22 protein-coding genes and 2 pseudogenes are annotated in these 21,483 nt (G+C 71.5%); 15 read left to right on the top strand and 9 right to left on the bottom strand.

Going from position 1 to position 21,483, the window contains the following annotated elements:
* Positions 1-16: 16 nt before the first annotated feature.
* The 5 genes and pseudogenes from R7226_RS18150 (at position 17) to R7226_RS18130 (ending at position 5,049) form a co-directional block, all read left to right on the top strand.
* Complete coding sequence (locus R7226_RS18150; protein ID WP_318598657.1) at positions 17-1,735, top strand: branched-chain amino acid ABC transporter ATP-binding protein/permease; 1,719 nt, start codon at positions 17-19, stop codon at positions 1,733-1,735.
* 68 nt (positions 1,736-1,803) lie between these two features.
* Positions 1,804-2,466, top strand: a pseudogene (locus R7226_RS18145) (ABC transporter ATP-binding protein); the annotation flags it as partial.
* The gene (locus tag R7226_RS18140) at positions 2,463-3,341 is read left to right on the top strand and encodes a branched-chain amino acid ABC transporter permease (RefSeq protein WP_318598654.1); all 879 of its coding nucleotides are present in this window, start codon (positions 2,463-2,465) and stop codon (positions 3,339-3,341) included. The pseudogene R7226_RS18145 and the gene R7226_RS18140, both read left to right, overlap by 4 nt.
* A gap of 92 nt (positions 3,342-3,433) precedes the next feature.
* The gene (locus R7226_RS18135; RefSeq protein ID WP_318598653.1) at positions 3,434-4,564 is read left to right on the top strand and encodes a M29 family metallopeptidase; all 1,131 of its coding nucleotides are present in this window, start codon (positions 3,434-3,436) and stop codon (positions 4,562-4,564) included.
* Between the two features lie 236 nt (positions 4,565-4,800).
* Entirely contained in the window at positions 4,801-5,049 is a 249-nt protein-coding gene (locus R7226_RS18130) for a hypothetical protein (RefSeq protein ID WP_318598652.1), read from the top strand.
* Between the two features lie 14 nt (positions 5,050-5,063).
* Here the strand turns inward: R7226_RS18130 and R7226_RS18125 are convergent, their stop codons facing one another.
* The gene (locus R7226_RS18125) at positions 5,064-5,864 is read right to left on the bottom strand and encodes a class I SAM-dependent methyltransferase (RefSeq protein ID WP_318598651.1); all 801 of its coding nucleotides are present in this window, start codon (positions 5,862-5,864) and stop codon (positions 5,064-5,066) included.
* Positions 5,865-5,968: 104 nt separating this feature from the next.
* On the opposite strand from R7226_RS18125, the gene R7226_RS18120 reads away from it, so the two are divergent.
* A complete protein-coding gene (locus R7226_RS18120; RefSeq protein ID WP_318598650.1) occupies positions 5,969-6,793 on the top strand; it encodes a hypothetical protein in 825 nt (274 codons plus the stop codon).
* A 107-nt stretch (positions 6,794-6,900) separates the two neighbouring features.
* On the opposite strand, the gene R7226_RS18115 is transcribed toward R7226_RS18120, so the two are convergent.
* On the bottom strand, positions 6,901-7,398 hold the full coding sequence (locus R7226_RS18115) for a MarR family winged helix-turn-helix transcriptional regulator (RefSeq protein WP_318598649.1): 498 nt from the start codon (positions 7,396-7,398) through the stop codon (positions 6,901-6,903).
* Between the two features lie 131 nt (positions 7,399-7,529).
* On the opposite strand from R7226_RS18115, the gene R7226_RS18110 reads away from it, so the two are divergent.
* Positions 7,530-8,474 (top strand): NADP-dependent oxidoreductase, encoded by a 945-nt coding sequence (locus R7226_RS18110; protein ID WP_318598648.1) that lies wholly within the window; start codon positions 7,530-7,532, stop codon positions 8,472-8,474.
* A gap of 45 nt (positions 8,475-8,519) precedes the next feature.
* On the opposite strand, the gene R7226_RS18105 is transcribed toward R7226_RS18110, so the two are convergent.
* Positions 8,520-8,885, bottom strand: a complete 366-nt coding sequence (locus tag R7226_RS18105) for a DUF2200 domain-containing protein (protein ID WP_404827872.1) — start codon at positions 8,883-8,885, stop codon at positions 8,520-8,522.
* A gap of 411 nt (positions 8,886-9,296) precedes the next feature.
* On the opposite strand from R7226_RS18105, the gene R7226_RS18100 reads away from it, so the two are divergent.
* Genes R7226_RS18100 through R7226_RS18085 form a run of 4 tightly spaced genes read left to right on the top strand, consistent with a single transcriptional unit; the run spans position 9,297 to position 12,186 of the window.
* Positions 9,297-9,947, top strand: a complete 651-nt coding sequence (locus R7226_RS18100; protein WP_318598645.1) for a DUF1214 domain-containing protein — start codon at positions 9,297-9,299, stop codon at positions 9,945-9,947.
* Between the two features lie 35 nt (positions 9,948-9,982).
* Positions 9,983-10,498 (top strand): DUF1269 domain-containing protein, encoded by a 516-nt coding sequence (locus R7226_RS18095; protein WP_318598644.1) that lies wholly within the window; start codon positions 9,983-9,985, stop codon positions 10,496-10,498.
* A complete protein-coding gene (locus tag R7226_RS18090) occupies positions 10,495-10,878 on the top strand; it encodes a potassium channel family protein (RefSeq protein WP_318598643.1) in 384 nt (127 codons plus the stop codon). The genes R7226_RS18095 and R7226_RS18090 overlap by 4 nt, the downstream gene beginning before the upstream one ends.
* Positions 10,879-12,186, top strand: a complete 1,308-nt coding sequence (locus tag R7226_RS18085; RefSeq protein WP_318598642.1) for a cation:proton antiporter — start codon at positions 10,879-10,881, stop codon at positions 12,184-12,186.
* On the opposite strand, the gene R7226_RS18080 is transcribed toward R7226_RS18085, so the two are convergent.
* Both R7226_RS18080 and R7226_RS18075 read right to left on the bottom strand, forming a co-directional pair.
* Positions 12,147-12,491 carry a hypothetical protein gene (locus R7226_RS18080; protein ID WP_318598641.1) on the bottom strand — a complete coding sequence of 115 codons (345 nt, stop codon included), beginning with the start codon at positions 12,489-12,491 and terminating at the stop codon, positions 12,147-12,149. The two genes, R7226_RS18085 and R7226_RS18080, sit on opposite strands and share 40 nt — an antisense overlap.
* A 42-nt stretch (positions 12,492-12,533) precedes the next feature.
* Positions 12,534-14,810, bottom strand: a complete 2,277-nt coding sequence (locus R7226_RS18075) for a LuxR C-terminal-related transcriptional regulator (protein WP_318598640.1) — start codon at positions 14,808-14,810, stop codon at positions 12,534-12,536.
* Positions 14,811-14,989: 179 nt separating this feature from the next.
* On the opposite strand from R7226_RS18075, the gene R7226_RS18070 reads away from it, so the two are divergent.
* Both R7226_RS18070 and R7226_RS18065 read left to right on the top strand, forming a co-directional pair.
* Positions 14,990-15,376, top strand: coding sequence for a DUF7144 family membrane protein (locus tag R7226_RS18070; RefSeq protein ID WP_449720094.1), 387 nt, complete (start codon positions 14,990-14,992; stop codon positions 15,374-15,376).
* A 104-nt stretch (positions 15,377-15,480) separates the two neighbouring features.
* A complete protein-coding gene (locus tag R7226_RS18065) occupies positions 15,481-16,086 on the top strand; it encodes a dihydrofolate reductase family protein (protein WP_318598638.1) in 606 nt (201 codons plus the stop codon).
* A gap of 57 nt (positions 16,087-16,143) precedes the next feature.
* On the opposite strand, the gene R7226_RS18060 is transcribed toward R7226_RS18065, so the two are convergent.
* Positions 16,144-18,126: a PKD domain-containing protein gene (locus tag R7226_RS18060; protein ID WP_318598637.1), complete on the bottom strand. Its 1,983-nt coding sequence runs from the start codon at positions 18,124-18,126 to the stop codon at positions 16,144-16,146.
* Positions 18,127-18,280: 154 nt separating this feature from the next.
* On the opposite strand from R7226_RS18060, the gene R7226_RS18055 reads away from it, so the two are divergent.
* Together R7226_RS18055 and R7226_RS18050 are read left to right on the top strand one after the other, a co-directional pair.
* Positions 18,281-18,895: a TetR/AcrR family transcriptional regulator gene (locus tag R7226_RS18055; protein WP_318598636.1), complete on the top strand. Its 615-nt coding sequence runs from the start codon at positions 18,281-18,283 to the stop codon at positions 18,893-18,895.
* A 4-nt stretch (positions 18,896-18,899) separates the two neighbouring features.
* On the top strand, positions 18,900-19,307 hold the full coding sequence (locus tag R7226_RS18050; RefSeq protein ID WP_318598635.1) for a RidA family protein: 408 nt from the start codon (positions 18,900-18,902) through the stop codon (positions 19,305-19,307).
* A gap of 6 nt (positions 19,308-19,313) precedes the next feature.
* Here R7226_RS18050 and R7226_RS18045 read toward each other — a convergent pair whose 3' ends face one another.
* From R7226_RS18045 to R7226_RS18035, 3 genes and pseudogenes are all read right to left on the bottom strand, one after another.
* On the bottom strand, positions 19,314-20,108 hold the full coding sequence (locus tag R7226_RS18045) for a sulfite exporter TauE/SafE family protein (RefSeq protein ID WP_318598634.1): 795 nt from the start codon (positions 20,106-20,108) through the stop codon (positions 19,314-19,316).
* A 32-nt stretch (positions 20,109-20,140) separates the two neighbouring features.
* Positions 20,141-20,983, bottom strand: a complete 843-nt coding sequence (locus R7226_RS18040; protein ID WP_318598633.1) for a helix-turn-helix transcriptional regulator — start codon at positions 20,981-20,983, stop codon at positions 20,141-20,143.
* A 64-nt stretch (positions 20,984-21,047) separates the two neighbouring features.
* A pseudogene (locus R7226_RS18035) lies at positions 21,048-21,483 on the bottom strand (hypothetical protein); the annotation flags it as partial.

Here is a 21,483-nt window from a genome sequence, read left to right as displayed (position 1 = left end):
ATTGCGGGTGGCGGCGGTGGGCGCGTTCGTGGTCGTGGGCTGGTACCAGTCCTCGAACTTCGTCGACCTGCTGATGCTCGCGGCGATCTGGGCGATCGCCGCAGTCGGCCTCGGCCTGTTGATGGGCATGGCGGGCCAGGTGTCGCTCTGCCAGGCGTCGTTCATGCTGGTCGGCGCGTACGCCTACGGCGTGCTCACCCGCGAGCACGGCGTGCCGACCGAGGTCGCGCTGGTCGCGGCGGGGCTCGCCAGCGCACTGCTGGCCGTCCTGCTCTCGCCGGTGCTGCGGATTCGCGGCTTCATGCTGGCGCTCGCGACGATGGCGCTCAGTCTGCTGATCACGCGGGCGTTCGGCACCGGCAGCTGGCTCCCCGGCGGCAACGTCGGGTTGGGAAGCATCCCTCCACTGTCGCTGGGCCCGCTGACGCTCGAGACCGAGGTGCAGTACCTCGTGCTGTGCGTCGTCGTGCTGGCTGCGAGCGTCGTCGCGCTGCGGCGCGTCTTCGGCGCAGGTCCGACGCGCCGCGCGATCCAGCTGATCCATCACGACGAGGCGCTGTTGAGCGCGTTCGGGCGTGACGGGTTCGCGCTCAAGCGCTCGATCTTCTGGGTGGCGGCGGCGCTCGCCGGCGTCGCCGGCGCGATCTACGCGGGCTCGGTCTCGTTCGTGGCGCCCAACGACTTCGGTCTCGCCGACTCCTTCGCGCTGGCGCTGGCGGTCGTGATCGGCGGCGCGACGCGGATCAGCGGCGCGATCGTCGGCGCGGTCATCTACGAGCTGAGCTTCACCACGCTCGGTCCGGAGCTGGCCGACTACCGCTACGTGCTGCTCGGCGTGATCGTGATCGTCGTCGTGCACCTCTTCCCAGAGGGCGTGCTGCCGACGCGCGCGGACCTCGGGTCGCTGGTGCCGCAACGGTGGGCCGGTGCGCGGCCGCGACGCGAGCGCGCGTCTGACCGACCGTCCCCGGCGCTCGTCGAGCCGGACGACAGCGAGCCGCTGGGCGTGCGGATCGAGCACGTCACCAAGGCATACGGAGCGTTGCGCGCGGTCGACGGGCTCGACGTAGCGATCCGCCCGGGCGCGCTCGTCGCGCTGGTCGGTCCCAACGGTGCCGGCAAGACGACGCTGCTGGACTTGATCGCCGGCGAGCAGGCCGCGAGCAGCGGCAGGCTCTGGCTCGGCGATCGCGACGTCACGACACTGGCAGCGTCGGCACGAGCCCGGCTGGGCGTCGCGCGCACGTACCAGCGCATTCGGCTGGTGCCCAGCCTGTCGCTGCGAGACAACGTCGCCGTCGGGGTCGACAAGCTCGTGCTCGAGGACCGGCTCCCCCGCCTTGCCGAGCGTCAGCGCGCGGCGCATGCCGACGCGGCGCTCGCGGCAGTCGGGCTGGCCGGACGCGGCGAGGAGCCGATCTCGACGCTGACGTTTGGCGAGCGCCGCCTCGTGGAGGTCGCGCGGGTGCTCGCGAGCCGGCCGCGACTGGTCTTGCTCGACGAGCCGGCATCAGGGTTGAGCGTCGCCGAAGCCGAGCACTTCGCGACGCTCGTGCGCCGCATGCACGCGGGTGGCTGCACGGTCGTGCTCGTCGAGCACGACCTCGCATTCGTACGAGCGCTGGCCGAGGAGGTCGTCGCGCTCGATGGCGGCAGGCTGCTCGCGCACGGCCCCACGGCGGAGGTGCTCGCGACGCCCGCGTTCCAGGAGGCGTACGTGGGGGTGGCGGCATGAGCGACGACGCGCTCGTGATCGAAGGACTGGCGGCAGGCTACGGCGAGCTGACCGTGCTGCGCGACGTGTCGCTGACGCTGCGTCCAGGTGAGCTGACGCTCGTCGGCGGTCCCAACGGAGCCGGCAAGAGCACGCTGCTGCGAGCGCTGCTGGGCGCGATCCCGGCCAGCGCCGGCAGCGCGCTGCTGGGCGGCGAGGATCTGCTCGCGCTCGACATGCGCGCGCGGCTGGCGCGCGGGCTGTCGATCGTGCCGGAGGGACGTGGCCTGTTCCCGAGCTTGACCGTGCGCGACAACCTGCGCGTCGCCCTGCGCGCCGGGCGCGCGGGGCGACGTGACGCACAGGAGCGGGTCGACGCGGTGGTCGCTGCGCTGCCGATCGTCGGCGAGCGGATGGACGACCGCGTCGGATCGCTGTCCGGCGGACAGCAGCAGATGGTGGCGGTCGGCCGGGCGCTGCTGATGCGCCCGCGCGTGCTGTTGCTGGACGAGCCGTCGATCGGACTGGCGCCGATCGTCTGGCGGCACGTCCTGAAGCTCTGCCGCGAGCTCGCCGACGAAGGCCGGATCGTGCTGCTGGTCGAGCAGCGCGTGCTCGAGGCGCTCGACACGTCCGACCGCTGCGCGGTGCTGCAGCAGGGGCGGATCGTGCACTCGGCCGCGGTCGGCGACAGGCGCGCCGTCGAGCAGCTGTTGGAGAGCTACTTCGCGAGTGGGAGCGCCGCCGCATGATCGACTTCCTGCAGACCACCCAGGGCATTCTCACCGCCGCGTCCGCCTACCTGCTCGTCGGGCTGGGCTGGAACATCGTCTACAACGCGTGCGGGTACCTGAACCTCGCGATCGGCGGCTTCTACGTGCTCGGCGCGGTCGTCGCCTACGAGGCCCAGGCGCGGCTCGGGCTGACGTCGTTCGTGCTCGTCGGTGCGGTCGTCGTGCTCGTCGTCGGCGTCGTCGGCGCCGCCGCCGAGCGAATCACGCTGCGGCCGTTGAGAGATCGAGGGCTGGCGCCCATGCTCGTGACGCTCGGCCTGGCGCTCGTGCTGCTGCAGTTGGCGGCGGCGCTCGTGCCGGTGACCGTGATCCGCCCGGCGGTCTTCGTCGCGGGGCCCCCGCTGGACCTCGGCGGCGTGCTGATCGGCCGGCAGGAGCTGATCGTCTGGGCGACGGCGGCGGTGCTGACGGCTGGCCTCGTGGCGTTCTTCAAGCGCACCGACGTCGGGCGGACGATGCGCGCGTGCGCGGACAACGAGGCCGGCGCCCGCATGCTCGGCATCAACGTGCCCGCATTCGCGACGGCGGCGTTCACGATCGGCGCGGTCCTCGCGGCGGTCGCGGCATTCGTCGTCGCGCCGGCCCAGGGCGTCGCGTACACGAGCGGCGAGTACATCGCGATCAAGGCGTTCATGGCCATCTCGATCGGCGGCATCGGTCGATACGGCGGCGCGGTCGTCGGTGCGCTCGTCGTCGCAGCGGCCGAGGGCTACATCGCGCGCTATTGGAACGCGGACGTGCGCGACGTCGTGGTGCTCAGCGCGTTCCTGCTGATCCTCTACCTCCAGGCAAAGCAACCGCGGATGGCCGTGCTCCGAAGGAGAGCGACGTGAGTGACCACGACGACGTCGGCGCGCTCCTGCCCGGCTTCCAGCCGCCTCCCAGCTTCACCTGACCACCCGCACACCGACGAGAAGAGAGAGTCATGCCCCATACGCCATACGCCGGCGGCCCGTTCAGCTACTTCGACACGCCCACGGCGGCACCGCTCGGGATCGTCGAGCTGATGCCGGGCGCCGGCAACCTGATGGAGTACGCCGGCGTCAGATCCGGCGAGAAGGTGCTGATCCTGACCGAGCACACCGTCGACCCGGTCGTCCTGCAGGCGCTGAGCGCCGCCGCGGCGGTCCGTGGCGCCAACGTCCATGTGCTGTCGGTCGAGCCGTTCAGCCCCGGCGGATGCGATCCCGAGAACCCTGGCCAGGCCTCGATCGCCGAGGCGGCCCATGGCCGCGCCGACGTCGTCATCACCTGCACCTGGTGGGCCGAGGTCCACTGCCAGCCGCTGTTCTTCTCGCAGGTGGCACAGAAGAACGCGCGCTTCGTCTCCCTGCACATGGCCGCGACGGCCGCCTGCCTGAACACGGGCGCGCGGCTGCCTCCGGAGGTGTTCTACGCGATCATGCGCCGTGCCGCCGAGATCATGGGCAGCGGCGAGGAGATCCATCTCACGACGGCGCAGGGCACCGACCTGACGTTCAGCGACATCACGCTGACGCCCGACGACGGGCCGCTCGTCCCGGGCGGCTGGCGGCCGTTCCCGTACGGCGGCGTGAACTTCTACCCCGGCGACTGCAACGGTGTCTTCGTGGTGGAGGATTCGACCGCCACCGGCGTGCCGGAGGAGACGTTGACGGTGACGATGGAGGACAACCTCGTCGCCGGGATCGAAGGAGGCGTCGCCGCCGAGCAGCTGCGCCGCTTCGGACCCAAGGGCTTCTACATGCGTCACGCGCTGTTGGGCGTCAACCCGAAGGTGCGGCTCGACGGCGGCTCGCAGTTCGAGCGCGAGAAGCACGCAGGCGCGTTCTACCTCGGGATCGACGGCCTCACCGACGACGGCATCGCGGATCCCTCGCAGCCGGGCTACGCGCATTGCGACTGCCAGTTCGATCGCCCCACCGTGCGCGTGGGCGAAACGGTGATCTCCCAGGAGGGCCGGCTGCTCATCCTCGACGAACCGGAGATCCGCGCCGTCGCGGCCAAGTACGGCCCGCCGGACGTGGTGCTGGATGACAACCCGCAGATGATCCTGCCGCGGCGCTACTCGTCGTAGAGCTACCCGCCGATACGCCCGCTGGCATCGCTCATCTCGTGCCGCGCTCAGACGAGGGCGGGGGGATCGGCCGTCGAGCGATGAGTTTGGCGCCGGCTCGACGGGTACGGGGCGGCCGAAGGCTGGCCGGGGTGGTGGGGCCTGGAAGGACCCGAGTATCTCGGTTGGCTGGAGGGCCAGCCGGAAAGCGGCTTCATCGTGCTGATGGGATCGAAGACCTATGAGCTGATGTCGGGATGGCGCAAAGCGCACGGGCCGACGACTTCAGCGACGACGAGACCGAGTCGATCACGGGGCTCGCCGCAGCTGAGAAGGTGGTCATCTCCTCGACGCTGAAGTCGCCCTATGCGTGGCCCAACACCACGGTGCTGTCCGGCGACGTCGTGGATCTGGTGAGGGAGCTGGTGGAGAGCCGCACCTTCGATGACCGCTCCCAGCTGCTGGAATACGTGCCCCGGTTGCTGGATGCACCGTTGGGGCGGTGAGCTGCCATGAGCGGTCATTGGACTCGACGAGGCTGTTGGTGTGTGGTCGCTGCGCTCGCGTCGGCGACGAGGATGGCGTAGCCGAGGTCGAGGGCGGGACGGTCGAGCAGGTTGGCGTGTCGGTCGTTCCAGCGGCCGGAGGTGAGGTCGTCGCGCAGTCGTGCCATCGCGTCGGCGATCTCGTCGTCTCCGAGCCGGCTGAAGACCGAGATCGCTGCGCGCGCGGCGGGGTCGAGGTACCGCTCAGGGCGGCGCCAGTAGGCGCCGTAGAACCCGTCCGCGCAGTCGTGAGGAATCGGCAGAGGGATCCGCCGGAGCTGGCCGAGCGCGTGGGTCAGGTCTGCTTCCCATGTCCCTGGGGTGCGGTGGCGTGCTGGGATGAGGCGAAGGAAGCCGGGGAGGTAGTCGGTCGTGAGCCAGAAGCGCTCGGCTTCGCCTGGATCGGCGTTGACGATGACGACGCGGCGTCGCGCGACGCGTCGCAGCTCGCGCAGGCCGGCGTCGCGGTCGGGCCAGTGGTGGTCGCTGAAGATCGCCATCGCGGCGTCGAACGAGTCGTCGGCGAAGGGCAGCGCGTCGGCGCTCGCCTGGATCGCCGGCGCGGCGTCGGCAGGGCGCTGGTCGATCATCACCGCTGACGGCTCGACCGCCACCACGTCGCGATCGACGGGCTCGTACGATCCGGTTCCGGCACCGACGTTCAGGACGCTGCGCGCATCGCCGAGCGCCGCGTCGATCGCTGCCGCGATCGTCGGATCCGGCTGCCGGCGGGAGACATATCCGCCCCCGATCTCGTCGTAGAGCGCGCGCCCCATCCGCTGATTCCACCACAGCGCGACGGGTGCGGCTCCGCTCGCCTCCCGGTCAGCGTGGCGCGTGCGCGCGCATGGACGCGGGCTGCACGGGGAACCGGTGTGGCATGTCCCGCCGCCTCGTCCCGCTCCTGCTGGCCGTCCTCGCGCTCGGCCTGAGCGCCTGCGGCTCCGGTTCCGGCTCCGACGAGCCCGACCGGCCGAGTCCGCAGGAGCAGGTCAGAGCGGTCGCGCTGGAGATGCTGGAGACCGCCGATCCGCAGGTCGGCTGCAGACTGATGACGAGACGGTACGTCGCCGAGACCTACGGCACGATGGCGCGCTGCCTCGCCGCGGATGAGGACGACGCGCTGAGCGGCGCCCGTGTCGAGCAGGTCGTCGTGCGCGCCGAGCGTGCGACGGCGCAGGTCGAGGTGCCGCCGGGCGACGGGCTCGCGCGGATCGCCGGCACGATCGAGCTGGCGCGCGAGGGCGGCGCCTGGAGAGTCGACCGCAGCGACACCGACTTCCTCCGCTCGCTGCTCGTCGCCGGCGCGGGCAAGCCGGGCGACAGGGGGCTGTCGACGAGCGCGCCGGTTCGCGCCTGTATGCAGAAGCAGTTCGCCGCGCTCTCCGACGAGGCTGTCCGCCGCTTCGCGAAGCTGGCGTCGAGCAGAGACAGAAGCCTCCAGCGCGCGACGCTGAGACTGGTCGAGAGATGCCCGGCGGCGGTCGCCGACTATCTCGCCGCCGAGCTGGTCAGAGCGCTGAGAAGCGAGGGCCGCTCGCCGGCCTTCCTGCGCTGCATGCGGCGCGAGCTGCGGACCTACCTGACGGTGACCGGCCTCGGCCCGCGCGCGCTCAGAGGCAACGCGGACGATGCCGTCACGGCGGCGGTCGGCGGCGTCGCGCTCGGGGCGCAGAGCACCTGCGCGAGAGCCGAGCGCCGCTGAGTCGCGGCACAGCAGAGGGGCGGGCGGATCGGCGGCGACAAGATCTTGTCCGCGGGCGCGGGCGCGGGGCGCGGGCGCGGGCGGCGGGTACGGGCCAGGGCTGACCGCTAGCGCCGGCGACGGCGCGGCGCGGCAGAGCGGGGCGGGGTCGAGCGCATGTGGTCGCGCACCGGCGTCAACAGCGCGGCGAGCGCCTGCACGTCGCGCGGGGAGAGCACCTCGAACAGCAGTTGCTGGACGACCTCGATGTGACCGGGGAAGACCTTCGCCAGTCGCTCGCGGCCGGCGTCGGTGATCGTGACGGTCACGCTGCGCTCATCGTCGGCGGATGGCGAGCGCGTCACCAGCCCGGCCTTCTCCAGCAGTCCCGCCTGATACGTGAGGCCGCTGCGGCTGTAGACGACGCCGTCGGCGAGGTCGGTCATCCGCTGGCTGCCGGTCGGCGAATCGCCGAGCCGCGCGAGCAGCTGGAACTGGACGAAGCTCAGGTCGCCGGCGTCGCGCAACTGCTGCTCGACCTGGTGGCGCAGCAGGCTCGAGACCTCGACGAGCGCGAAGTAGGCGCCGAGCTGGGCGGGATCGAGGGATGGCGGAGTGTCGGGCACGGGCCCAAGTCTAGGTGCTTCGAAGTCAAAGCGCCTTGATTTTGCTTCGAACTTGAAGCAGTGCTAGGGTGATCGCCAGAGTGCTTCGAATTCGAAGCGCACAGCGCAATCACATCACCAAGGAGGCCCCCATGAAGGCCATGCGGTTTCACGACTACGGCGATCCCAGCGTTCTGCGCTTCGAAGACGTCGAGACGCCCGACCCCGGCGCCGGCGAGGTGCGTGTCCGCGTCGCTGGCGCGGCGTTCAACCCGGTCGACGACGGCATCCGCGGCGGCTACCTGCGGGGCCCGTTCCCGGTGGAGCTGCCGCACACCCCGGGGATCGAGGTCTCCGGCACGGTCGACGCGCTCGGGGACGGCGTCGCGAACGTGTCGGTCGGCGACGCGGTCGTCGGCTTCCTGCCCATGGTCGCTCCCGGCGCGGCGGCCGAGTACGTCGTCGCACCCGCCGAGAGCCTCGTGCCGGCGCCGACGAGCATCCCGCTCGCGGACGCCGCCGCGCTGCCGATGGTCGGCCTCACCGCCTACCAGGCGCTCTTCGACGACGCCGGGCTGACGGCCGGCCAGCGCGTGCTGATCAACGGCGCCGGCGGTGCGGTGGGCGGCTACGCCGTGCAGCTGGCCAAGCGCGCCGGCGCGCACGTGATCGCCACCGCCAGCCCGCGCAGCAGCGACCGCGTCCGGTCGGCGGGCGCTGACGAGGTCATCGACCACACCTCCACCGCGGTCACCGCGGCGGTCACCGAGCCGGTTGACGTGCTCCTCAACCTCGCGCGGATCGCCGCCGAGGAGCTCGTCGCCCTCGTCACCCTGATCCGTCCCGGTGGCGTCGTCGTCAACACGGTGCCGACGATCCCCACCCCCGGTGACGAGGAGCGCGGCGTGCGCGCCGTCGGCGTCTTCGTCCGCAGCGACGCCGAGCAACTGTCCAAGCTCGTGGCGATGACCGACCGCGGCGAGCTGCGCGTCGACGTCGCCGAGCATGTGCCGCTGAGCGAGCTGGCGGATGTTCACGCCCGCGCGGGCGCGGGCGAACTCTCCGGCAAGGTCGTGGTCGTCCCCGATGCCGCCTAGCGCCCAACCCTCAGAGCGACCCTCTAGCAACCACCATCCGCGCGATCAAGCAGCCGGTGGGGTGACGCGCAGGATCTTGTCCATCGCCTTCCCCTTCGCCAGCTCGTCGATCAGCTTGTCCAAGTAGCGGATCTCCTTCATGGGAGATTCGCTGAGGTCCTCTACGCGCACGCCGCAGACGGCGCCTCTGATCAAGGCGCGCGCAGGATTCAATCGAGGGGCATCCGCAAGGAAGGTCTCGACGTCGACCTGCGCTTCGAGCTGAGCTGCCAGCGCGTCCTGGCTGTAGCCCGTCAGCCAGCGGATGATCTCGTCGACCTCTGCGCGAGTGCGAGCTTTCCTCTCTGCCTTCGCGACGTAGAGGGGGTAGACCCTCGCGAAGCTCATCGTGTAGATGCGAGGTTTGGTCATGGTGAATCGCGTCGCGGGCTGAGGAGGCACGAGCCCGGACCGCTGCGCCGATGGTAACGCCGCACCATCGAAACGTCCCGGAGCGACTCGATTTCATCCCAGCGGGATGACGAGGACGGGGAGGTGCCTGCTTAGGCTCGGCGCGACGCCCGAGCCCCAGCCACCAGGAGTCACACATGTCCGTTTCCGGCGAGACGCTTCAGGCGATCTCGACGCCTGACCGGCTGGACAGCCGGCTCGGGCGCTCGACTTCGTCGACGGGTTCCCGAGCCCTGAGACCACCGAGCGCGTGTACGACCATCTCGATTTCACGCACGCCCTCAACGTGTTCCTGAACGGGTTCGCAGGAGCCTCGACGTACGCGCTGTCGGGCCGGGCTACGAGGGGTCGCTGCCTGACAGCGGCTACCACGTGGGGCATTCGCGCACGACGCGGGCGTTCATGCTCGGCCGCTCGTTCATCAACGAGAACCCGGGCATGGACCCCGCTCCGACCGTCGAGCTGATCAAGCGCATGACGAAGATCCATCCCTACGCTCAGGGCGGCTCCGGCACCAGCATCGCCACGCTGCTGCAAGGCGAGGTGCGGCGCGACCCGCCGGCCGACATCCCCGAGACGGTGTTCGTCGAGGCGAGCGGGAAGGCGTTCAACACGATCCCGCCGAATGACGTCGGCTTCTACGAGCTGCTGAACGAGCTGGTGCAGGAGCAGCCGGCGGGCAGCACGGAGATCGAGCTGGCCGGCGAGCTGGCCGCGATCGGGATCGTCAAGGGCGAGCCGTTCGCGCCGGTCACGCCCGCGATCTGCATGCGGCTCACCGGAGTCGGATCGCAGTACCCGCGCGCCGGGAGCCAGTCCTATCCGTCGCCGGCGGCCACCGCGAACGACGACGGCCCCACGACGGTCACGTTCGGCCCGGAGCGGCCTTCGGACAGCCCGGCGAGCGACTGGATCCAGACGACTGAAGGCAAGGGCTGGTTCCCGATCCTGCGCCTCTACAGCCCGCTGCAGTCGTTCTTCGACATGAGCTGGCGGCCGAGCGAGATCGAGCCGCAGGGCTGACGAACCCGGATCACCCAATCAACAAGGAGGCCGCAATGTCCCGCAAGCCCGTCTTCCTCTACGCCGCCGTCTACGACGACATCGCGACGGCCGAGTCGGACTACGAGGCCGTCTTCGAGCTGCACGCCGCGGGTGCGATCGGGACGTTCGACTCGGCCGTGATCCGCAAGGACGAGAACGGCAAGGTCCGCGTCACCAAGACCGAGAAGCCGACCCAGCACGGCGCCTGGACCGGGGCCGGCGTCGGCGCGCTGGTCGGGCTCGTGTTCCCGCCCGCGGTGCTCGGGAGCGCGATCGTCGGCGCGGGCGCCGGCGGCCTGGCCGGGCACTTCTCGCGCGGGATCCCGCGCCACGATCTCAAGGAGCTCGGCGAGCAGTTGGAGAACGCGACCGCGGCCGTGATCGTGATCGGCGAGTCGAAGCTCGGCGAGCAGTTCGAGCAGGCGGTGAGCCACGCCGACAAGCTGATCGAGAGAGAGGTCGACGCCGACGCCGACGAACTCTCCCGCGAGCTGGACGCGGCCGCGCGCGAGGGTGCTGAGCAGCGGTGATCCCGCTCCTGCTCGCGGCCCGTCGGCTCGCTGCCGCCCTCGCCGCCGTCTGGCGCAATCCCGAGACCAAGGCGCTGCCGGTGGTCGCGGGCGCGCTGGTGCTGACGGGGACGCTCTTCTACTGGCGCTTCGAGGACTGGACGATCGTCGAGGCGCTCTACTTCTCCGTCGTGACGTTGACGACGGTCGGGTTCGGCGACCTCTCGCCGACCAGCGCCGGAACGCAGCTGTTCACGGTCGTCTACATCCTCACGGGGCTCGGCGTGCTCGTCGCGCTGCTCTCGTCGGTCGCGGAGCAGTACCTGAGTCAGAGAGCCGAAGGCCGCCACGCGGGCGCGCGTCTGCGCGCCCGCGGATCGTCCGAGGTCGACGGGCTCTGAATGGAGTGGGCGCCCGCGATCGTGGCGCTGACGTTGCTCGGCGTGGCGGCGATCTCGCGGCGGCTGTCGGGGACGCCGGTCACACCGGTGATGGTCTTCGTCGTGGTCGGGCTGCTGGTGGGACCGGAGGTGCTCGACGAGATCGACGTCGAGAGCTCGAGCGGGTCGGTGCGGACGCTGGCGGAGGCGACGCTGGCGCTGGTCCTGTTCTGCGACGCCTCGCGCATCGACCTGCGCGAGCTGCGTCGCGAGGTCGGTGTTCCGGTTCGGCTGCTGGGGATCGGGCTGCCGTTGACGATCGCGCTCGGCGCCGTCGTCGCGGCCGTCGTCTTCGACCGGCTGACGATCGAGGAGGCGGTGATCTTGGCGGTCGTGCTGGCGCCGACGGACGCGGCGCTGGGACAGGCGGTCGTGACCGAGCCGCGGATCCCGCCGCGGATCCGCCAGGGGCTCAACGTCGAGAGCGGTCTCAACGACGGCATCTGCGTGCCGCTGCTGTTCGCGGCGGTGGCGGTCGCCGACGTCACATCGGAGATCTCCGGAGGTCGCGGCGCCGCGAGCCTGCTGCTGGAGGAGATCGGCTACGGAGTCTTGGGCGGCGTGATCGGTGGGCTCGTCGTCGCGGCGATCGTCACCCAAGCCGGCCGGCGGGAGCTGATCGCCGACCAGTGGCGGCAGGTGATCCCCGCGGCGGGCGCGGCGCTGGCCTACGGGACCGCGAGCGCGCTCGACGGGTCGGGCTTCATCGCCGCGTTCGTCGCGGGCATGACGTTCCGGTTCGCGCTGCGACGTGACCCCGGGCAGATCAACGACTTCGGCGAGCAGGTCGGCGACGTGCTCAACGGCGTCACCTTCGTGCTCTTCGGCGCCATTCTGCTCGGCCCCTCACTCGGCGAGCTGACCTGGCAGCTCGCGCTCTACGCCGTGCTCAGCCTCACGTTGGTGCGGATCGTCCCGGTCGCGATCGCGATGGCGGGGTCGCACGCGCGGCTGCCGACGCTCGGGTTCCTCGGCTGGTTCGGCCCGCGTGGCCTCGCGTCGATCGTGTTCGCCGTGATCGTGGTCGAGGAGTCCAACCTCCCGCACGAGCGCCTGATCGTGCTCGCGATCTACCTGACCGTCGGCCTCTCGGTCTTCGCGCACGGCGTCACGGCCGCGCCGCTGGCCGGTCGCTACGCCCGCTGGTATCAGCGACACCCGCGCGACCAATCGCCGCCGATGGAGAGCGCCCCCGCCGAGGTGACGCGGTCACGCGGACACGCGGTTGCTCACGAGTCGAGCCGTTCGAGCGCGGCGTCGACGTCGTAGCCGAGCGCGAGCGCGACCTTCGGCGCGCACTGGACCACGCGCGAGGCTCCGGTCACCGGCGCGACCGCCTCCAGGCTGGCGACGATCTGCTCGCTCGTCGCCCCCGCGGCGAGCGCGGTCGCGACGGCGTGCTGGAAGGAGGCCGGCGCGGCGTCGACGGCGACGGTCGCGGCGACGCGCAGCAGCGCGGCGGTCCGCTCGTCGAGGACCGCTGTCGCGAACGTGCTCCCGTCCGCGGCGATCGTCTTGACGAGCGCCTCGTCGTGAACGGCGAGCCGGCGCAGGTGCTGTCTGTAGTCGCTCATCGCCTCTGGCGCACATCAGAACCGATGTGCGCCGTCGGCGCGTCATCCATCCAGGGTGAAAGTCGCCCGCGGCGGATAGATCGAGCTTTCCAGCAGCCCGACCTCGACCGCGCGCTCGATCGCCTCGCTGCGCGAGGAGGCGCCGAGCTTGCGATAGATCGAGATCGCCTCGGTCTTGGCGGTGTTGCGCGAGATGAACAGCCGTCCCGCGATCTCAGGGAACGTGAGGTGGGTGGCGAGGTAGGGGAGCAGCCGGATCTCCGCCGCTGTGAGGCTCATCGCCCACGCGCCCGACGGCCCGACACTCGCCTCGACGCGCTCGCGCAGTTCCCGCGCCTCCTCCACCAACAGCCCCATGCTCGGACGCAGCGAGATGACCCGCTCGGTCTCGTCGAGCACCGTGCGGGCAGCGCCGGGATCGGCGAGCGCAAGGTGGGCGCGCGTCAGCTCCAGCCCCACCTGGATCGTCAGCCACGGGACGCCCTCGTCCAGCAGCGGCCGCAGCCGGTGCGCGCGGGCGAGCGCCGCGCGCGCGTCGTCGCGCCGTCCCTCGTGCAGCGCGACGCGCGCCGCGGTGACGTGGACGATCGCGCTCGTCGAGTAGTCGCGCAGGCCGGTCTCCTCCACAAGCGCCGCCGCCACCCCGGCGCGCTCGCCGGCCGCAGCCCACGACCCGCGCTTGAGCGCCAGCAGGGCCAGCTGCGCCTCGGCGACGAAGACGACGTCCGCCGATCCGAACTCGCGCCCGGTCGCCGCCGCCGCCACGAGGTCGTCTGTCGCGCGCTGCTCGGCGCCGAGCAGCGCATGCGCCGTGCCGCGCACGACCAGCGCCGCCGGCCGCCACGCGCTCTCGGCCGCGAACCGCTTCAGCGCCAGATCGCCGTCGGCGAGCGCCGCCTCGACGCCGTCGCGCATCATGCACGCCCGCAGGTTCGCGACCCACGGCTCGATCGAGGCGCTGCCGTCCGAGAGCGGGACCGTCGTCGTCGCCCCTTCGGCCAGCGCGAGCCACCGCTCGGCAGCCGTGTGCCGGCCCGTGAGCATCCGCAGCCACGCGCCGCAGACGGCGAGCGCCGGATAGCGCGCCAGCTGCTCCTCGTCGAACCAGCCGAGCCACTCCTCCAGCGTCTCCATGCGCCCGTCGTAGTAGAGCGGCAGCGCGAGCGCTTCGACCAGACCGGCGACGGTGTCGGTCTCGCCCGCGGCCTGCCCGTAGAGGACCGCCGCTTCCTGCTCGTCGTGGGCGATGCACCACGCCATCGCGCGGCCGTTGAGCGCTCGCACCATGCCGGGCGTCTCGCTGCGGCCCAGCTCGTCGCGCAGCAGCTCTCCGAACAGGTGGTGGTAGCGATACCACTCGCCCCGCCGGTCCAGCGGCACGACGAAGCAGTTCGTGCCCTCCAGCCCTTCCAGCACGCGTGCCGACCGCTTGGTCTGGAGCACGGAGTCGCACAGGCTGCCGCACATGCGATCGAGCACCGAGCTGCGCTGCAGAAACCGCGCTTCTGCGGCAGGCAGCCGCGACAGCAGCTCCTGGCGGAAGTAGTCGGAGACGAAGCGGTCGTCGCCGGCAAAGCTCGCGGCGTCCGTGGAGGTCGGCGCGCCGGCCCGCAGCGAGAGGGCGGCCAGGTACAGGCCGGCAGGCCAGCCCTCGGTCCGGTCGACGAGCGCGGAGATCTCGCCGGCGTCGAGGTCGACGTTGGCGGCCGCCAGCAGCTGGCCGGCCTCGTCCTCGTCCAGGCGCAGGTCGCCCACGCTGATCTCGTCGAGACTGCCCTGCGCCCGCCAGCGGCCGAGCGGGAGCGCCGGCGCCTCCCGGCTCGCGACCGCGATCCGCGATCCGTCGGGCACGTACTCCACCAGCGCCGCGAGCACGTCCAGACACGAGGTGCTCGCGACCGCGTGCAGATCGTCGAGCGCCAGCACCAGCGGACGCGCGACGTTGGCGAGCGCGCTCCCGACTTGCGGAACGCGGCTGGTCAAGGTCGTTCCGCCCGGCTCCGACAACGCGTCGAAGACCTGGTGCGGCAGCGGCTGAATCCGGTGCAGCGCCATCGCGATGCAGCGCAGGAACACCAGCGCGTCGTCGTCGTGAGCATCGAACGCGACCCACGCGAACGGCCGCGGATCGACCTGCGCCCACCGCGCCAGCAGCGTCGTCTTGCCGTAACCGGCGGGGGCCAGCACCGTCGTCAGCGGCGAATGCGACCGGCAGAGGCGGGCGACGACCTCGGCCTTGGCGACGGTCCCCGGCCGGGCTGGGGGAACGGCGAACTTGGCCTCCTGGAGGCCGAATGGAGCATCCACGACGGCCGTCACACGCCGATCCTATGGGCAACCAGCGACGCGGACGGCGACGCGGCAGGCGATCTATCGTTTTTCATCCCATCGGCATGAGGCCGACGGGACCCAGGGCTCCTAGGCTCGTCTCGCGCGTGAGCGACCCCCGAGAGATCGAGCCCCAGGACCGTTGATCAAGCACGACAGGAGGAACACAGATGCGAGGCACAGGCCGCGCCGCTGCTGCGGCGATTCTGCTCATCATCGTGGGCACGCTCAACATCATCTACGGCATCGGCGCACTGGACGACGCGAACATCTTCCTCAACGACCAGCGCTTCGTCCTGACCAACCTGAGCACGCTCGGGTGGGTCCTGATCATCCTCGGCGTGATCCAGCTCACCGGCGGCATCTCGCTGCTCGGCGGCAAGACCTACGGTCGCGTCATCGGCATCGTGGGGGCCGGCCTCGGCGCGATCGGCGCGCTGCTGTCAGTCGGCGGCGCCTACCCGTGGTGGTCGCTGGCGATCTTCGCCCTCTGCATCTACATCGTCCACGGCATCCTCGTGCTCGGCGACGACGAACGCCGGCAGGTGACCACCTGAGCTGGCTGACGCCGCGCGCCTGCTCGGCGCCTTGAAGGTGGCTGTCGCTTGGCTTAGGTTGCGCCTTTCCGCTTTGCGGGTCGGAACCACCTGGGAGGATGCCGGTGCAGGACACCACGTGCCATATGTCGATCTCGCTTGACGGCTTCGTCGCCGGGCCGGAGCAGAGTCGCGAGCACCCGCTGGGCAAGCGGGGGCAGGAGGTGCACAGCTGGCACCTCGGCGACGAGCGCGCCAACGAGGCCGACGCGACGGCGGTCGGCTGGCTGATGCGTCCGCGCGGCGCCTACGTGATGGGCCGCAACATGTTCGGGCCGATCCGCGGTGAGTGGGCGGAGGACTGGCGCGGGTGGTGGGGACCCGAGCCGCCCTACCACGCTCCGGTGTTCGTGCTCACCCATCACGCTCACGAGCCGATCGAGATGGAGGGCGGGACGACCTTCCATTTCGTCACCGGCGGGTTCGACGCCGCCTACGCGCAGGCGCGCCAGACCGCTGGCGATGACGGCGTGGACATCGCTGGGGGCGCCTCGACCGTGCGGCAGGCGCTCATCGCCGGGGTCGTCGACGAGCTCACGCTCGACATCGCCCCGGTCTTGCTCGGGTCCGGCGAGCGGATCTTCGACGGCGTCGAGTCCTTCGGCATGGAGCCGGTGGAGGTGCTGCATTCGCCGCTGGCCACGCACATCCGCTACCGCCGGGCGGGCTAGAGCCCGGCGGCGGATCGTCAGCCGATGCGGAAGGTGATCTTCTTGGTCGTGCGCGCCCTACTTTCTGCGCCCGGAGCGTCTGGCGAGCGTGACGTCGACCTTGGCGCCCCGTCTCAGTCTCGCGCCGGCTCTGCGTGAGGCGCGGACGATTCTGGCGGGACCGCGTCTGGTCGTCGCGACGGAGCGGACCTTGCCAAGACGACAGTGCGCGGCTCTCAGCCGTCTGCGGGCTGCCGGGAGCGTCAGGCCGGTCAGCTTCGGGACGCGGCAGCCCGCGAACGCTCTCGCGCTCGGCTTGCCGGCGGCCGGCGGGGCGGGGCGCGGGGGGACGACGGCCGGCGGCGTGACGACCGGCGGCATGACGCTCGGCGGCGTGATCACCGGCGGGTCGATGACCGGCGGGTCCTCTCTTCTGGACGGGGCGGTGACCGTCACCGTGCGCGTCTCCTCGCTGCGGTTGCCGAGCGTGTCGGTCGAGGTGACCGTCACCTCGTAGCTGCCGGCGGCGGCGAAGGTGTGCTCGGCGGTGATGCCGGGCTCGGGCGCGCGGTCGCTGTCACCGAAGCTCCACGTCGTCTCCGCGACCTCCGACCAGGTGTCGACCGGCTGCGCGACCGAGAACGACAGCCGCTCGCCCGTCGTCGCGCTCTCCGGCACCGTCACCTCGTCCAGGCGCGGGCCGTGGGTGTCGTCGGTCGTCGTCTGCATCCGCCGGCCGACGACGCCGTCGCTGCGGTACCAGGAGACGACCGGGTCGCCGTCGGCGTCGAAGGCGAACGAGATGCCGGACAGCTCCAGGTTGGCGGTCGACGCGGCCGACAGGTTGGCCGGCTCCGACCACGACCCGTCCGGCGCGCGCTCGACGGCCTGCACGATGTAGTTGACGTCGTTGCGGCGCCGCCAGGCCGCGTGCACGGTCCCGTCGGGGCTGTAGGCGACTCTCGCTTCGAAGGCGTTTCTGCCGTCGGCCGAGAGCGTCTCGGGCGCCGACCAGGCGTCGCTGCCGGCCGGGCGGGTGCTCGTCTGGATGCGGTACCAGTCCCCCGTCATCTGACGCGTCCACGTCACGGTCATCTCGCCGTCGGGGCCGATCGCGACGGCGGGGCTGTCGGCGTTGTGACCGAGCGCCGTCCCGCCGTCGATGCCCTCGTACACCGTCCAGGAGCCGCCGGGCCGCCGGATGCCGACGGCGATCGTGTTGCGCAGGCTGGGCTCGCGTGCGCGCCAGGCCGCAAGCAGAGTCCCGTCGTCCGCGACCGTGAGCACGTACGCACCCACCCAGTCTTTGATCGACAGCCGCTCGGGCTGCGACCACGTGCCGCCGGCCGGCCGCGACGAGGTGAAGAGGTCGTTGCTGCCAGGCGTCTGGTACCAGATCGCGGTCGCGTTCCCCTCCCGGTCCATGACGGCCATCGGCGAGTTGCCACGTCTCGTGGGGTCCGATATGACCGTCGGCGCCGACCAGTCGCCGCCGGGCGACCGCACCGACGAGTGGAGCGGCGCCGCCGGGCTGCCGGAGACGGGTTCGGTCCACAGCGCGATCGCGGTCCCGTCCCGCCCTTGCGCGACCGTCGTGTCGCTCATCCCGCCGGCAGCGAACGGGCCGGTGACCAAGGCCGGCGCCGTCCACTGGCCGCCGTTCGGCCGGGTCACCGACTGCAGCGTCAGCAGGCCGCCGTTGCTCTCGCCCCAGAACGCCGAGAGGTTGCCGGCGGCGTCGATGCCGGGCAGCACGGGGTAGGTCTCGGAGCCGTTGGCCGACAGTCTCACCGGCTCCGACCAGCCCTCGCCGGGGATGTGGTCGGAGGTCTCGATTCCGCCGGTGTAGAGGCCGTCGCGGTCCCAGAAGGCGTGGACGACTCCGTCCGGGCCGGTGACCAGCTTCGGGCTGTACGAGTTGCCCTCCGGCGACAGGTCATGCGGTGGCAGCCACTCCGCCGCCGCCGAGCCGCTCATCGCCAGTAGCGCCGACGCCGCGACCGCCGCGCCGACCCACGCCCGCCGGCGCGCACGCCGCCCGGGACCGAACTTTCCGACCACGTCACAACCACCTTGCTCGATGGGACCGTTCCGGGTGCCTCATCGGCAGCGCACGCGTCTGCGCGCCCCTGATCCTGCCCCTGAACCGGGCTCAGAGCGACGGCTACGAGGTGCGCCGCGCTACGCCCATACCGTATGGTGATACGGTATGGGCATGAGCGACCTCAGTCCTCGTCGCACCCGGCGCGCGGGCGGTGCCCGGCGCGCGCTCGTGCTCGACCATGTGGTCGCGGTCCTCGCCGACCGCGGCTACGCCGGCACTCGCTTCATCGACGTCGCTGAGGCGTCGGGGGTGGCGGTCAGCACCCTGCAGGGCTATTTCGGCTCACGCGAGGACATGCTGATCGAGGCATTCAGGCATGCCACCTCCGTCGCGGTGGTCGCCATGGACGAGCTCGCGGCGCAGGTCGACGACCCGTGGCAGCAGTTGGTCGCGATGGTCGATCGAGGGCTGTCCACGGACGTCGCCACGTGGCGGATGCTGATGGAGTTCTGGACCGCCGCCGCTCATGACGCCGAGTTGCGGGAACACGCCGCCGCACTCGCGGAGCAGTACCGGGAGCCGTTCATCGACGGGGTGCGGCGAGGCATCGAGAGCGGCGCGTTCACCCCGCGCTTCGACACCGCCGCGATCGTCGAGGCCGTCGTGGCGAACATCGTCGGCCTGCTCTACCCGGTCGTCCTCGGCCACCTCGCACCGCAGGACACGGACTACCGCGACGTCGTTCTCGCTCAGCTCGCCTTCGCGCTCACGTCACAAGAAAGGTGACCCCATGTCCCACACCATCGCCAACCCGGACGGTTTGCACGATCCGGTCCCGTTCGGCTACAGCCACACTGCCGCCATCCCGGCTGGCACGGACCTGGTGCTCGTCTCGGGTCAGTACGGATCGGACACGGACGGCGCGGTCGTCTCGCTCGACTTCACCGAGCAGGTGCAGCAGGCGTTCCGCAACCTGGGCGTCGCCCTGGACGCCCACGGGCTCGACCTCAACGACGTCGTCCAGCTGCGGACGTACGTGGTGAACCCCGACTTCGACAAGCTCGGGACGATCGGCCAGGCCGTGCGGGCCGGATGCGGCGACACCCCTCCCACGCAGACCGTCATCGGGGTCGCCGGCCTGGCGATGCCCGACATCCTGTTCGAGGTCGAAGCCGTCGCCGCCCGGCCGCGGCGCTGACATAGCTCAGCCGATCGCTTCGACCAGATAGCGGCCCGCGATGAGGATGCACGCGACGCCGAGCAGACGGCGCAGCACGGCTTCGGGGATACGGGGCTGAAGCGTGGCGCCCAGATAGCTGCCAGCGAGGCCGCCCGCTCCGAGCGCGAGGCCGGTCGCCCACTCCGGGGCGATCTGCTCGCCGCCGCCGTGGGCGAGAGCGAGCAGCTGGAAGGCGGCGATGCCGACGACCGACGTGACGAACGTCGAGGTGAGCGCGGCGGGCGCGACGGCGGCGACCGTGAAACCGGCGCTGACCAGCAGCGGGCTGAGGAGCGAGCCGCCGCCGATGCCGTAGATCCCGCCGATCATCCCCACACCGGCCGCGACCGGAACGATCCAGCGGCCGGGCGCGGTCGCGTCGCGCACCGCGTTCACCCGTCGTCTGGAGCGTTGGTCACGCAGCAGCATCAGACCGAGCGGTGCGAGCACCGCGGCGATCACGAACAGAAACGTCCGGCGGCTGGAGAGCAGTTCGACGCGCAGGATCGCGCCGAGCACGACGCCGGGCAGCGATCCGGCGAGGATCAGCCGCGTCAGCGGCGCGCGCAGCAGGGACCCGTCGCGTCGCGCGAAGCGGAGCAGCGCGCCGGGCGTCGCGACGACGTTGAACAGCAGGTTGGTCGGCGAGAGCGCCGGATTGGGCACGTGCAGCAGCGTCACCTGCACCGGCAGCAGGAAGACCGCGCCGGAGACGCCGGCCGGCGTGGTGATCGTCGCGACGCCGAACGCGATCAGCGCGGCTGCAAGCCAGTCGGGCATGGGCGGCGCAGCCTAGACGGCGGGGACGAGGGTCAGCTGAACTGCTGCAGCCCGATCGCGGCCAGCAGGTCGAGCTGACCTGCCGCCTCACTGCCGGGAGCGGCGGTGAGGACGATCACGCGGAGGTCGCTGTCGCGCACGGTGAAGAAGTCGCAGTCCAGCGTGACCGGCCCGATCTCAGGGTGCACGAACGTCATGCTGCCCGAGTTGGGCTGTCGGTCCGGTCGCTGCTCCCAGAGCTCGGCGAAGTCGGCGCTGGCGCTCATCAGGTCGTCGACGAGCTCGGCGAGCAACCGATCGTTCGGGTAGCGGCTTCGTGCCTCTCGCAGGTCGGAGACAAGCTCGCGGCGCAGCAGGCGCTCCTCCGCTTCGGTGCGGAACCAGCGCGTCGGGCCTTCGGTGAAGACGGTCCAGGCGACGTTGCGCTCGCGCAGCGGCAGCGCGGACGTGTCGCCGGCGAGGGCGTACGCCAGCGGGTTGGACGTGACGCACTGCCACGAGGCGTCGATGACCATGACGGGCGTGTCGGTGAGGCGGTCCAGGACGCGCTGCACGCTGGGCGTGATGTGGCGCTTGATGGCGCCTTGGGCCGGCTCGGCCTGGCCGGCGACGCGGAAGAGGTGGGCGCGCTCGTCGTCGGACAGCCGCAGCGCGCGGGCCAGCGGCGCGAGCACCGACGGCGACGGGTTGGTCGCGCGGCCCTGCTCCAGGCGCGCGAGGTAGTCGACCGACAGCCCGGCGAGCTGGGCGACCTCCTGCCGGCGGAGGCCTGGTGCGCGGCGCCGGCCGCCACCGGGCAGGCCCGCCTCGGCGGGCTTCACGCGGTCGCGCCAGGAGCGCAGCGAGCCGGCGAGCTCATCCTGATCGATGGCCATAGCTCACGTATAGCGGATCGCCGCGCGCACATCGTCGCCCTGGCAGTACCAGTCTGGAGGTCGCCTACGGTCTGACGGAGAAGAGCTTGTCCGGGAGCGGCTTGATGCCGTCGGCGGCGGCGTAGCCGAGCGGGTCGACGCCGTAGATCTCTTGGAGCGTGCGCAGCAGCGTGAAGGCGTTGGCGGGGGTCGTGTCGACTCTGCCGGACGGCGTGTGGGAGGAGATCAGGAGCGCGCCGACCGGGATGCCGGCGCCGGCCGCGGCGGCGTCGCCGACGTTGGGGAATCTGAGCGGGCCGAGCGGTCTGCCCGCCGGCGGGGCCGTCGGCGTCGTGACGGGCGGCTCGGCTGGGGTCGTCGGCGTCGTCGCGGGCGGTGCGGCGGGCGTGGTGGTGGCCGGTGGCGGGGTCGGTGTCGTCGGTGTGGTGGTGGTCGGCGGCGTGGGTGTCTCGGGCGCGGCTGGTGGTTGGTCGCCGATGATCACGATGAGGCCGCCGTTG

Source organism: Conexibacter stalactiti, assembly GCF_033542075.1.
Lineage (GTDB): Bacteria > Actinomycetota > Thermoleophilia > Solirubrobacterales > Solirubrobacteraceae > Conexibacter > Conexibacter stalactiti.
The sequence above is the reverse complement of the archived record's forward strand: the minus strand, read 5'-3'. Positions and strand labels throughout refer to the sequence as shown.

Bases quoted from the DNA above. Each gene is read 5' to 3' on its own strand.
- R7226_RS18085 (WP_318598642.1), top strand. From the start codon at position 10,879: ATGGAGTGGGCGCCCGCGATCGTGGCGCTGACGTTGCTCGGCGTGGCG.
- R7226_RS18110 (WP_318598648.1), top strand. From the start codon at position 7,530: ATGAAGGCCATGCGGTTTCACGACTACGGCGATCCCAGCGTTCTGCGC.
- R7226_RS18120 (WP_318598650.1), top strand. From the start codon at position 5,969: ATGTCCCGCCGCCTCGTCCCGCTCCTGCTGGCCGTCCTCGCGCTCGGC.
- R7226_RS18055 (WP_318598636.1), top strand. From the start codon at position 18,281: ATGAGCGACCTCAGTCCTCGTCGCACCCGGCGCGCGGGCGGTGCCCGG.
- R7226_RS18105 (WP_404827872.1), bottom strand. From the start codon at position 8,885: ATGACCAAACCTCGCATCTACACGATGAGCTTCGCGAGGGTCTACCCC.
- R7226_RS18080 (WP_318598641.1), bottom strand. From the start codon at position 12,491: ATGAGCGACTACAGACAGCACCTGCGCCGGCTCGCCGTTCACGACGAG.
- R7226_RS18135 (WP_318598653.1), top strand. From the start codon at position 3,434: ATGCCCCATACGCCATACGCCGGCGGCCCGTTCAGCTACTTCGACACG.
- R7226_RS18045 (WP_318598634.1), bottom strand. From the start codon at position 20,108: ATGCCCGACTGGCTTGCAGCCGCGCTGATCGCGTTCGGCGTCGCGACG.
- R7226_RS18050 (WP_318598635.1), top strand. From the start codon at position 18,900: ATGTCCCACACCATCGCCAACCCGGACGGTTTGCACGATCCGGTCCCG.
- R7226_RS18140 (WP_318598654.1), top strand. From the start codon at position 2,463: ATGATCGACTTCCTGCAGACCACCCAGGGCATTCTCACCGCCGCGTCC.
- R7226_RS18095 (WP_318598644.1), top strand. From the start codon at position 9,983: ATGTCCCGCAAGCCCGTCTTCCTCTACGCCGCCGTCTACGACGACATC.
- R7226_RS18040 (WP_318598633.1), bottom strand. From the start codon at position 20,983: ATGGCCATCGATCAGGATGAGCTCGCCGGCTCGCTGCGCTCCTGGCGC.
- R7226_RS18070 (WP_449720094.1), top strand. From the start codon at position 14,990: ATGCGAGGCACAGGCCGCGCCGCTGCTGCGGCGATTCTGCTCATCATC.
- R7226_RS18130 (WP_318598652.1), top strand. From the start codon at position 4,801: ATGGCGCAAAGCGCACGGGCCGACGACTTCAGCGACGACGAGACCGAG.
- R7226_RS18125 (WP_318598651.1), bottom strand. From the start codon at position 5,864: ATGGGGCGCGCGCTCTACGACGAGATCGGGGGCGGATATGTCTCCCGC.